The organism is Betaproteobacteria bacterium (assembly GCA_016791345.1).
In the GTDB taxonomy this organism is placed as follows: Bacteria; Pseudomonadota; Gammaproteobacteria; order Burkholderiales; family JAEUMW01; genus JAEUMW01.
The window spans coordinates 1-10,852 of sequence record JAEUMW010000060.1; the positions used below are offsets into that span (position 1 = coordinate 1).

The 10,852-nt window shown below is 64.2% G+C and carries 11 protein-coding genes; 7 read left to right on the plus strand and 4 right to left on the minus strand.

Annotated elements, in window-relative coordinates; all coding sequences use genetic code 11:
• The first annotated feature begins 181 nt into the window (after positions 1–181).
• From JNK68_02290 to JNK68_02310, 5 genes are read left to right on the plus strand one after another with little or no spacing between them, the layout of a single operon-like run.
• A complete protein-coding gene (locus JNK68_02290) occupies positions 182–1,663 on the plus strand; it encodes a hypothetical protein (GenBank protein ID MBL8539180.1) in 1,482 nt (493 codons plus the stop codon).
• A 31-nt stretch (positions 1,664–1,694) separates the two neighbouring features.
• Positions 1,695–3,152, plus strand: coding sequence for an MOP flippase family protein (locus tag JNK68_02295; GenBank protein MBL8539181.1), 1,458 nt, complete (start codon positions 1,695–1,697; stop codon positions 3,150–3,152).
• A 55-nt stretch (positions 3,153–3,207) separates the two neighbouring features.
• Positions 3,208–4,179, plus strand: a complete 972-nt coding sequence (locus tag JNK68_02300) for a biotin--[acetyl-CoA-carboxylase] ligase (GenBank protein ID MBL8539182.1) — start codon at positions 3,208–3,210, stop codon at positions 4,177–4,179.
• 1 nt (position 4,180) lies between these two features.
• Positions 4,181–4,909: a type III pantothenate kinase gene (locus tag JNK68_02305; GenBank protein MBL8539183.1), complete on the plus strand. Its 729-nt coding sequence runs from the start codon at positions 4,181–4,183 to the stop codon at positions 4,907–4,909.
• Entirely contained in the window at positions 4,906–5,583 is a 678-nt protein-coding gene (locus tag JNK68_02310) for an SPOR domain-containing protein (protein MBL8539184.1), read from the plus strand. The genes JNK68_02305 and JNK68_02310 overlap by 4 nt, the downstream gene beginning before the upstream one ends.
• 1 nt (position 5,584) lies before the next feature.
• Here the strand turns inward: JNK68_02310 and JNK68_02315 are convergent, their stop codons facing one another.
• The 4 genes from JNK68_02315 to JNK68_02330 all read right to left on the minus strand — a co-directional run bounded on the left by JNK68_02315 (position 5,585) and on the right by JNK68_02330 (position 9,430).
• On the minus strand, positions 5,585–6,952 hold the full coding sequence (locus JNK68_02315; protein ID MBL8539185.1) for an FAD-binding protein: 1,368 nt from the start codon (positions 6,950–6,952) through the stop codon (positions 5,585–5,587).
• Positions 6,953–6,962: 10 nt separating this feature from the next.
• Positions 6,963–7,457, minus strand: coding sequence for a D-glycero-beta-D-manno-heptose 1-phosphate adenylyltransferase (gene rfaE2 / locus JNK68_02320; GenBank protein ID MBL8539186.1), 495 nt, complete (start codon positions 7,455–7,457; stop codon positions 6,963–6,965).
• 40 nt (positions 7,458–7,497) lie between these two features.
• The gene (locus tag JNK68_02325) at positions 7,498–8,328 is read right to left on the minus strand and encodes a ferritin-like domain-containing protein (GenBank protein ID MBL8539187.1); all 831 of its coding nucleotides are present in this window, start codon (positions 8,326–8,328) and stop codon (positions 7,498–7,500) included.
• Between the two features lie 175 nt (positions 8,329–8,503).
• Positions 8,504–9,430: a MerR family transcriptional regulator gene (locus JNK68_02330; protein ID MBL8539188.1), complete on the minus strand. Its 927-nt coding sequence runs from the start codon at positions 9,428–9,430 to the stop codon at positions 8,504–8,506.
• 393 nt (positions 9,431–9,823) lie between these two features.
• On the opposite strand from JNK68_02330, the gene JNK68_02335 reads away from it, so the two are divergent.
• Complete coding sequence (locus JNK68_02335) at positions 9,824–10,516, plus strand: glutathione peroxidase (protein ID MBL8539189.1); 693 nt, start codon at positions 9,824–9,826, stop codon at positions 10,514–10,516.
• 142 nt (positions 10,517–10,658) lie between these two features.
• The gene (locus JNK68_02340; GenBank protein ID MBL8539190.1) at positions 10,659–10,820 is read left to right on the plus strand and encodes a GTP cyclohydrolase I FolE2; all 162 of its coding nucleotides are present in this window, start codon (positions 10,659–10,661) and stop codon (positions 10,818–10,820) included.
• The last annotated feature ends 32 nt before the right edge of the window (positions 10,821–10,852 follow it).

The following is a 10,852-nucleotide window of genomic DNA, read 5'->3' on the forward strand; positions in this document are numbered from 1 at the left end:
CGAGAAATCATGGCGCCGCATCCGCGGCGTCGAACGTATCGCCCAACTGCTGGCAGGCACTGTCTTCAGGGACGGCGTCCCGGCACCCGTCGATGAACCAGGACAGCAGCAGCTCGCCGCCTGATCAACCCATGCCGAAGGGATTCCATACACCAGATTTGACTTTAACCCGGAAAAGTCTGTGATCGATTTCGAACGCTTGATCGGCCAGTTCCTAATAAGCGCAGGATGCCCCAAGGGCCCAGGCAACTGGGTGTGCGACCGGATTGGGGACTGGCATCTGGCCAGGCAAGCAGCGTTACCGGTGATACGGTTGGTGGACGGTCAGAACCGGCCCTTCGGTTGGCTGCTTGGCTATCCGGTCAGCGATGCCGGCATCCTTCTGAACGACGGCGAGGAGTTCAGGATACCGGAACTGTCGTTGTCCTCGGACTCCGCGCTGGAAGCGTTCATTTATTCGTTCGGAGGGCGATTCGCGTCCGTGCTGCTGGGTGCCTGCCCGCGCATTTTTTTGGACCCATTCGCATCTCTTTCGGCGGTCTACAGCGCGCACCAGCGCATTGTCGCGTCTACCGAAAGTCTTATTCCCTATGATTCGGTGACTCGCGACCGAGTCGAGTTGGCGCTGGAAATCGGGATCCCGCACACAGAGGGTATGTATCCCCTCGACATGACCTTCCGACACGGAATCGAGAGGATTCTCCCAAACCACTATCTGGACTTGCGCGAGTGGCGGACAGTTCGACACTGGCCGAAGCAGCCGTCGCAGCCGCTCCCAGCTGAGGACGCGGTCGACGAGATCGCTTCGTTGGTCAAGCGGAACATCGGCGCTGTAGTTGCGGCCGTACCCACGTACTTGAAACTCACAGCAGGCTGGGATTCCAGGATGCTGCTCGCGTGCGCGCGAGAATGGGCGCCAAGACTGGAGCTCTTTACTGCCGAGATCGGGGACGCGGGCGCGGCCACCGATTGCGACACAGCGCGCCGAATCGCGAAGCGCTTCGGCCTCAAGCACCATGTCCTCCGTCGGGAAAATGCCCGTGAGGAGGACCTCGAGGAGTGGATGTTCCGTATCAGTTATTCGACCAGCGAGCGGCGAGGCTGGCAGGCAGTAACGATGTACAAGCGTCTTCCAGGGGGCCATGCCGTGCTTGCGGGCAATGCGGGAGAGGTGGCACGAGCCTACTACTGGACCGATTCCGATACCGAGAGTGGCCCCATCACGCCTGCGCGACTGCTTGCATACTGTGGCTGCCCGGTGGACGAGGCCACCACCCAGCGCGCACGTGACTGGCTGGACGGGGTTCCGACGGACAACGCGCTGGAGATCCTCGATCTCTTCATGATCGAGCAGGACATGGGCTGTTGGGCCTCGGTGATCCAGTACGCTGAGTGTGACCCTGGCTTTGCGATCTTTCCTCTCGCTCACCGGCGGATCGTCGAGCGGATGCTCGCGTTGCCGGCACCGTATCGGCGCGCGGGGCGTCTCCCGCGCGACATCATCGTGCGCGAGTGGCCGTCGCTGCTCGACTGGCCCGTCAATCGACCCGTTGGTATGACGCGGTACGTGTTCAGGGCAAAGAAGGCGATCAGGAAGGCGAAGCTCCTGCTCGATGAGCATGCAGCCGCGCTCAGCAAACGCCGCGGGCTGGTTTCGCGGTGAGCGCGGTTAAATTGCTGCGGATCGTGAGCTAATGCGCGGCCGGGCAGTTTCCAACGCCCGTTGGATCGCGGTCTCCCGCGTGGTGTCGGTGGCCGTCCAGCTGCTCAGCATGATGTGGCTCGCACGGCTCTTGACGCCAGCGGACTACGGTGTGGCGGCGCTGGCGCTGGTGGTAACCAATCTGGCGAACCTCGTGCGCGACATGGGCACCGGGCTTGCCCTTATCCAGAAGCAGGACCTCAAGGACGAGACGATCCAGACTGCCTTCTGGTTCACCACCGGACTGGGCGCAGCGCTGGGGTTGTCAGTTGCGGTGCTGGCACCCGTAATGGGCAGTGCGTTTGATGCGCCGGCGGTCAGCGGTGTGCTGTGGATGCTGGCGCTCACGTTCCCGGTCCTCGGCTCGACGACGGTGCATCAAGCGTTGTTGGAACGCGAGTCGCGGTTTCCCCTGCTTGCCCGCGTCGAGGCTGTCTCTGCAGTATGCGGGCTGGCCGTCGCGGTGAGTACCGCACACCTCGGTGCCGGGGCATACAGCATCGCGGTCGGCTCGCTGACACAGGCAGCTGTTTCATCGATGCAGCTATGGCTGGCGTCGCCCCTTCGGCCTCGCTGGTTGTGGAACGGCCAGGAACTTCGCGACATCCGTCGTTTCAGCGATCACCTCGTCGGTTTCAACATCATCAACTACTTTTCGCGCAACGCGGACAGCATGGTCATCGGCCGCGCGCTCGGTGCTGACAGTCTCGGTCTGTATTCGCTGGCTTACAAGATCATGCTCTTTCCCCTGCGCAACCTGACTTTCGTCGCCGCGCGGGCGCTTTATCCCGTGATGAGTCGGCAGCAGGCGGCACCCACGGAAATGGCGGATCTCTATCTGAGAACCCTATCGGTAATAGCCTTCGTGACGGCGCCCATGATGGGGGGCTTGTTTGTGTTGCGAGACCTCTTCATCGCCGCGTTCCTCGGTCCCAAGTGGGCGGCGATCGGCGAGGTTCTCGTCTGGCTTGCACCCGTCGGTTTCATCCAATCGCTAACCAGCACGACAGGGACGGTTCTGATGGCGCGTGGCCGTACCGACGTGCTGCTCTATCTCGGCATCGCTGGTACGGTCCTCGTGGTTGCCGCGTTCCTGATCGGGGTGCAGTGGGGTGTTGCGGGGGTTGCGGCCGGCTATTTCGTGGAGAACGCGATCGAATTCCTCCCGGTTTTCTACATCGTGTTTCGAGAACTCGGCCAGGATCTCTCGCGGTTTCTCCGCGTGGTCGCGTTGCCGATGGTATTGACGGCGTTCATGTTGGTGGCGGTGTGGAGCTGTCGGGAACTCTTCATCGTGCAGTCGGAACTTCCTCCATTGGTGCAACTGATTCTGCTTTCGTGCGTTGGCGCCCTGATCTACGGCGCCCTCGGATTCACATTCGCTCGCCAGTCCTTCGGCGACTTCTTCCGGTTTTTCCGCCGTCCCCGCGCAGCGCACGGTACGGCCTGAGCGGCAACCGTGGTCGCCTTTACAGGCGGCCATCCGCCACTTAAGCTTCGCCGCCATGAATGCACTCACCCTGCAGGTTCTGCGCGCCCTGTCGCATGCGGAATACCGGTCGGGCGAAACACTGGCGCGCGCCTTCGGCGTCAGCCGGGGGACGATCCACAACGCGCTGAGCGGGCTCGAAGGGCTCGGGGTGCTCGTCTCGCGCTCGCGCGGACTCGGTTATCGTCTCAACGATGCGACGTGCTGGCTCGACGTTGACCGCATACGAGAGGCCGCGGGCGACGCGGCCGCAATGCTCACCGTCAGCGTCGAGGGAAGCTGCGAGTCGACGAACACCGTGCTGCTCGACTGCGCGCGTGTCGGTGCCGCCAGTGGGGCGGTCGTCGCGGCGGAATTGCAAACCGACGGGCGCGGCCGGCGCGGCCGCAGCTGGGAATCTGCGCTGGGCGCCGCACTCACGTTCTCGGTGTTGTGGCGATTCGAGCGTGGAGTCGCAGCCCTCTCAGGAATGAGTCTCGCCGTCGGTGTTGCTATCGTACGCGCGCTGCGCGGACTTGGCAGGCGGGCAGTGATGCTCAAGTGGCCGAACGACATCGTTCTGGCCGAAGGGAAGCTCGGCGGGATCCTCATCGAAGTGGAGGGTGACGCACTGGGGCCGAGTGCCGCGGTCATCGGCGTTGGCCTCAACGTGCGTCTGTCGACCGCGCTGAAAAGTCGTATCGACCAGCCCGCGGTCGACCTCGTCGATGCGGACATCGTCACGCTCGATCGCAATGTAATCCTGGGCGCTGTGCTCCGCGAGCTGTGCGACACCCTGGTGGCGTTCGAGCGTGATGGCTTCGCCCAATTCCGCCGGGAATGGCAGCGCTACCACGCGTACCAGGATCGGTCCGTTGCACTCCTGCAGTCCGACGGCGTCACTCAAACGGGAATTGCCCGCGGGGTGAACAACGACGGCGCCCTTCTCCTCGAAAGCGGCGATACGGTCCGGCTCTGCCTCGCGGGTGATGTGAGCCTGCGTGCGTGACATGACCGTGCTCGCGATCGACATCGGCAACAGCCGGATCAAGTGGGGGTGCCACGATCGGGGACGGTGGGTCGACCTTGGCTTCGCTGACCACGACGCCGCGCCGGCTCTGGCTTCTGCCTGGGCCCGCTTGCCACGCCCAGCTCACGCCATCGGATCGAACGTGGCGGCTGCGAGTGTCGCACGCAACCTGGGCGGACTACTCGAAGCTCACGGCATCCCCGTTCGCTGGATCAGCAGCAAACCGACACAGTGCGGCGTACGCAACCGATACCTCGAGCCGTCGCAACTCGGCACGGACCGTTGGGCGGCATTGATCGCGGCGCGGGCAATGCATCGGGGTGCATGCGTCGTGGTGGCGGCAGGGACCGCGGTCACTGTCGATGCGCTCAGCGCCGATGGAGATTTCCTCGGCGGGCTCATCCTGCCCGGTCTGTCGCTCATGTCCGCCGCCCTGGCACGCGACACGGCCCGGCTGCCGCGCGATCCCGGGATCTACACGGGATTTCCGACCGCCACCGCGGACGCGATCGCAACCGGCGTGGTCGACGCCGTCGCCGGCGCGGTCGAGCGCTTCGCCTGCCGACTGCGCGAGCGGGCAGGTATGCCCGTGACCCTGATCGGAACCGGAGGCGCCATCGGGTCCGTCGCGCCGCATCTCGCGCACGACGTGCGCGTGGTGGAGAATCTGGTGCTGGAGGGGCTACTCATCATCGCCGCCGAAGCATGAGACTCGTTCCGATCGTTTTGCTGCTGGCCAATCTTCTCGTCGGCGCATCATTCCTGATGGGGAATGACGGGCCTGCGCGCTCGGGTGACGCGTCGCCGCGTGAGATCCATCCTGAGAGCATCCGCATCGTCGGCATCGATCGCGAACCGCGTCCTGCGCCCGAGCAGAAGACGGCGGCTCCCGCACAGGATGCCCCACTCGCGTGCGCGACCTGGGGCAGCTTTCCCGAGAGCCAGGTGGCGGCCGCGGAAGCGCGGCTCGCACCGCTTCAGTTAGGTGCGCGGCTATCGCACAGCTCCACTGCGACCACGATCAACTATCTCGTCATCATCCCGCCGATTGCCTCGCGCACCGATCTCAACCTGCGGGTCGAGGACTTGAAACGGCTGGGTGTCACCGATCAGTTCGTCATCAACGACGGCGAATTGCGCAACGGCATCTCGCTCGGCTATTTCAAGACCGAGGAGGCAGCGAATCGCCAGCTCGCCAATCTCAAGGCGAAGGGCGTGGCGGACGCGATCGTGAAGCCGAAGCCGTCCGGCAACCTCCTCGTCACACTGCACGTCAAGGACGTAACCGCGGCTGAACGCAACACGCTGGAAGGAATTGCGGGCGGGGTGTCGGGCGCGGATCTCCGCTTCCAGCCCTGCGCCGCGACGGGTCTCGTCGGCTGAGTCAGGGAAACAGCTTTCCCGGATTCAGCACGTTCGCCGGATCGAATACCTGCTTCACCTTGCGCATGAGCGCGATGGTCGGGGCGTCGAGTTCCTTGCCGATGAACGCGCGCTTCTCGCTGCCTACGCCGTGTTCGCCCGAGAGGGTTCCACCGAGCGCGACCACGAGATCGAAGACTTCCTCCAGACAGGCTTCCGCGCGCCGAAGCTCATCCCCACGCCCCGGGTCGACGAGCAGATTGACGTGGATGTTGCCGTTGCCGCCGTGGCCGAAGTTGACGTTCGCGACGCGGTGTTTGGCGGACAGTCTCGCGAGACCATCGAGAAAGGCCGGCAGCCGCGATACCGGCACCGCCACGTCCTCGTTGATTTTCTTCGGCGCGATATCGCGCAGCAGCGGTGACAGCGCCTTGCGCGCCGGCCACAGCTGAGCGCTGTCACGGCTCGTCTCCGTGCCGACGAGACCCGCATTGCGGCATGCATCGAGTACCGCGACCGTCGAATCGCCGACTTCCTGCGCCGATCCGTCCACTTCGATCAGGAGGGTCGCATGTGCGCCGTCCGGGATCAGTCCCGGATGATGCGCACGCAAGAGCGCGAGCGATCCGGCGTCGAGGAATTCGAGCGCACTCGGCGTGCGCGGCTGCCCCATGACCGCGACGATCGCCGCGGCGCAGCTCGGGACGTCGCGGTAATGCGCAGTCAGACCGCCGACGGCGGCGGGCTTCGGCGTGAGCTTGAGGGTGGCCTCCACGATTACGGCAAGCGTTCCCTCGGAGCCGATGATGAGCCGGGTGAGGTCGTAGCCGACCACGCCCTTGGTGGTGTAGCAACCGGTCCGGACCAGGTCGCCTGCGCCGGTCACGGCCTTCAACCCCAGAACATGATCGCGCGTGGTGCCGTACTTCACGGCGTGCGGCCCGCCCGCGCAGGTGGCGAGATTGCCGCCGACGCTGCAATAGGATGCACTCGACGGATCGGGCGGCCAGAAGTAGCCGTGCACCGCCGCGGCGTCCTGAACCTCCTGGTTGAGCACGCCGGGCTCCACGACCAGCACGCGATTTGCCGGATCGACTGCAACGATGCGCCGCATGCGCTCGAGCGAAAGCACGAGGCCGCCCTGCTCCGGCAGACTGCCGCCGGCCGTACCGGTGCCACGCCCGCGCGCCACCAGCGGCACCCCGAACTCGTTGCACGCGCGCACGATCGCCTGCACTTCGTCGGCAGATTCGGGAAAGGCAACGGCGTCGGGCGGAAAGATCTTCCGCGTGTTGTCGTAGGCGTAGGCGTAGCAGTCGACCGGGTCGGTCAGGAAGCGATTGCGGTCGAGCAGCGACGTCAGGCGCGCCGCGAGCGCGGTGTCGAGCATGCTACCGATACTACGCGTGCCCGCGGATACGCGCCAACACGGCAGTGGTGGAGCGCTCGTGCAGGAACGGGATGGCGTGCACCGCACCGCCCCACCCGCGTACCTGCTGCGCGCCGACGATACGCTCCAGCGGCCAGTCTCCCCCTTTCACGAGCACCTCGGGCCGGCAGCGCAGGATCATCTCGAGGGGAGTGTCCTCGTCAAACCAGGTGACGAGGGTCACTGCTTCGAGCGCCGCGAGCACGGCCATGCGATCCTCCAGCCGGTTGATGGGACGGTCGTCGCCCTTGTCCTGGCGTTTGACCGAGGCGTCGGTATTGACGGCCACGAGAAGACCCATCCCGAGCGCGCGCGCCTGCGCGAGATAGGTGACGTGACCACGGTGGAGAATATCGAAGCAGCCGTTGGTGAACACCAGTGGCCGCGGCAGGGTCGCGAGTGCCGCAGGCAGTGCCGACGGGTCGCAGATCTTCCCTTCGAATCCGGGGACGCCGTAGACGTTCAACAGCGCAACGCCGGCTGGTCGCGGCGTCTGCTCGGTTGCATCAAGCGGCAGCAGCGAGGGTCTTGCGGAATCGGTTCAGCTCGTGCACCGAGGCGAAGGTCTGTCCGAAGAGGCTCGACAGGTTGCGGAGGATGCCACCGACCACGCGCGATTCCCACTCCTTGTCGAAGCCGATCTGTTCGGTAAGCCAGCGATCGAGCCAGTCGGGATCGGGCAGGCGGCTTTGCACCGTGTCCTTCGGGAAGTGGCGCTTGCTCACGTGCAGATTGGTCGGATGCAGCGGCTTGCCGCTGCGCGCGCTGGAGGCCATCAACACGCCTACTTTGGCGAATGCACGGCGCGCGGAATCGCCACAACGCTCGATCGCCTGCTTCATGTACTTGAGGTAGGCGCCGCCGTGCCGCGCCTCGTCCTTCGAGATCAGGTCGTAGATGTGTTTGATCACCGGCTCGGTGTGCCACTCGGCGGCACAGCGGTACCATTGCGTGAGGCGCACCTCGCCGCAGAAGTGCAGCATGAGCGTCTCCAGCGGTGGCGCCGGATCGAAATCGAAGCGTACCGCGTGTAACTCGTCTTCCGTCGGTGCGAGATCCGGCCGAAAGCGGCGCAAGTACTCCATCAGCACCAGCGCGTGCTTCTGCTCCTCGTAGAACCACACAGACATGAACGCGGAGAAGTCGCTGTCCTCGCGATTGTCGCGAAGGAACATCTCGGTAGCAGGCAACGCGGACCACTCGGTGATCGCATTCATCTTGATCGTACAGGCGTGCTCGTCAGAGAGCTTGTTTGCCTCGAAGCGATCCCAGGGGACGTCCTCCGCCATGTTCCAGCGGGATTTCTCCAGGGAGCGGAAGAGTTCTGGATAGAGCATGACGCACACCTTTCGCTGGGGCCGAGGGGAGGGGTTGCGAGGTGGGATCGCTCTCGCGAGCAGGAGCACCACCGACCGCCCGCGCATTCACCGGAGTTTCCAGACCGCCACGGACGCAACATGGAAGTATAACATTGCCTAGCGGCGCATCGCTCCGGAGCCGGCCCCGAAGGGCTCACGAGATGGGGTGCGCCTGTCGCCAGAGCTGCAACTGGTCGTATACCTCCTCAAGCGAACGCATGACCGTGACACCAGGGGGCGGTCTGCGCACCCGTTCCATGCTACGGCCTCCGGCCCAGATCGCGACGCTGTCTGGCAGGCGAGTGCGCAGCTCGTTCATCCCCGTGACGGCGGCCGGGGTCGGGAATGACCCACTGAACGAAAGCGCGACAATGTCGGCATGATGGGCTGAGGCCGCCTGCGCGATCTCGGCCAGTGGCATCTCATTGCCGAGGCTGATGCAAGCGATACCCTCCATCGAGAGCAGCGCTTCCACCATCAGCAGTCCGAGACGATGTTCTTCGTTCGGGAACGAGGTCAGCAGCACCCGGGGCGCCTCCGCGGGTTGACGGAGATTGACCACCGCGGAGCGCAGCACGGCCTGAACCTGCTCGCTGTACAAGTGCTCTTCGAAGACGGCGAGCTCGCCGCGCATCCAGGCCTCGCCGATGACGCGGTTCAAGGGAGCAACGGTCTCCAGGACGAAACGCTGCAGGCCCTGCTTCATCAACATCTGCGTGAGCTGTTGCTGAAGCTCTGGCACTTGGTGGGCCTTCACGAGGCGCAGGCTCGAGTCCAACGCAGCACTGCAGGGCTCTGCGAGCGGCGCGTCCGAGGCCAGTGTGCGGAGTTCATCCACCGTGTGGGTCATGATGCGACCCGGGCGGTGTCCACAGTCCATCAGTCGCTTGATCAGGCGCAGCTTTTCCACCTGACTGCGGGGATAGACCCGTTCGCCGTTCGCATCCCGCAGCGGCGCCGGAAAGCCGTACCGGCGCTCCCACATCCGCAGCGCGTCTTTCGACAGACCCGTATCGCGCTCCACCGCAGCGATCGTGATAGCTGGTCCGTCATCACGGTCGACCGGAACAATGGATTCCATAGAGTGTCTAGGTCAAAACGTTGACAATACGTCTCTGGACGACTAATGTACCAAAAAAATGGTCATATTGACTAGGACAAACTGTATGGAAGCAAACGAACTGCGGCGCGCCTGCCTCGCCCTGCTGATATTGAGTTTCTTGTTCGCAGCAGTCTCGGCGCATGCAGCGGAGCGTTGCGCCACGTCTTCGAGTCACTTCGAACGGCTCGCGGGTCGAGTGAAGAGCGGTGACGCCGCGCTTCCTCGAGCGGACGACGCGGCTGGCACGACGCGGGTCGCGGGAGATCAGGCGATCGATGAATATCTCGCCCTACACTGCGAAGCGCTTTCGAAACTTCCGCTCGGTCCGGCGGTTCGCCCCTACGACGGTTGCGCGAATAGCGGCGCCTTGCGATGAAAACCTTGGCGTCAATGGGCGCCACCGCTCTACTCGTCTGCATGGCGGAGGCGGTCGTGGCTGCCGGCGATAGCGATTGTCCGCGTTTGCTTCGACACACCCTCGCCACGCTGCAAGGCGGTAATCAGGATCTCTGCGACTACCGCGGCAAAGTTCTGCTTGTGGTGAATACGGCGAGCTTCTGCGGATTCACCGGTCAGTACGAAGGCCTGGAAGCGCTGCAGCGCAAGTTCAAGGACCGTGGGTTTGTCGTGCTCGGGTTTCCCTCGAATGATTTCGGGCGACAGGAACCTGGGAGCAGCAAGGAGATCGCTGCGTTTTGCAGGCGCACCTACGACGTCGATTTTCCGATGTTCGAAAAGTTATCGGTGAGCGGCCCTGCAGGCAACGCGTTCTTTCGCGAACTGACAGCAAGCAGCGGCGAGAGCCCACAGTGGAATTTCCACAAGTATCTCATCGACGGGTCCGGCGAGCGGGTCTCGAGGCGCACGATGACGCGTATTCACCATGTGGCAATCCCCGTCGACGATGTCGCTTGGTACTGCGGGGAATTCGATTGCAGGATCGCCTATCAGGATCCGACGTGGGCAATGCTTGAGCTAGAGAACTTGTCGCTGGCACTCGTGGCGAGCATCCGCCGCACATCGCGCTGGCGCATCCTCGAGCCGACCGCTTCGGCGCCCTCGTGACACATCGCGACGGCACACGCTCCGTCTATATTCGCGACGTCTCGGGCAATGCCGTGGAACTCCTCGATCCCGGCGCCACTTCGCCGCCTCGCGCCTGACCTGATCGCCCGCAATCCCCGGACACCACTGCCAGGAGAACTGAATGAACGCGCCCGAACGGATTCTTCCCGACGTCCAGGCCGAGATGGATCACCGCAGCCTCGCCATCGACCGCGTCGGCGTGAAGTCGCTGCTGCATCCGATCACCGTGGCGGCCGCCGATGGCGCGCCGGTGTCGACCGTGGCGCACTGGACATGTATGTGAGTCTTCCGCCAGAACAGAAAGGAACGCACATG

Coding starts and splice junctions, on each gene's coding strand:
- JNK68_02300 (MBL8539182.1), top strand. CDS start 3,208: ATGAATGCACTCACCCTGCAGGTTCTGCGCGCCCTGTCGCATGCGGAA.
- JNK68_02305 (MBL8539183.1), top strand. CDS start 4,181: ATGACCGTGCTCGCGATCGACATCGGCAACAGCCGGATCAAGTGGGGG.
- JNK68_02295 (MBL8539181.1), top strand. CDS start 1,695: ATGCGCGGCCGGGCAGTTTCCAACGCCCGTTGGATCGCGGTCTCCCGC.
- JNK68_02325 (MBL8539187.1), bottom strand. CDS start 8,328: ATGCTCTATCCAGAACTCTTCCGCTCCCTGGAGAAATCCCGCTGGAAC.
- JNK68_02330 (MBL8539188.1), bottom strand. CDS start 9,430: ATGGAATCCATTGTTCCGGTCGACCGTGATGACGGACCAGCTATCACG.
- JNK68_02335 (MBL8539189.1), top strand. CDS start 9,824: ATGAAAACCTTGGCGTCAATGGGCGCCACCGCTCTACTCGTCTGCATG.
- JNK68_02340 (MBL8539190.1), top strand. CDS start 10,659: ATGAACGCGCCCGAACGGATTCTTCCCGACGTCCAGGCCGAGATGGAT.
- JNK68_02315 (MBL8539185.1), bottom strand. CDS start 6,952: ATGCTCGACACCGCGCTCGCGGCGCGCCTGACGTCGCTGCTCGACCGC.
- JNK68_02310 (MBL8539184.1), top strand. CDS start 4,906: ATGAGACTCGTTCCGATCGTTTTGCTGCTGGCCAATCTTCTCGTCGGC.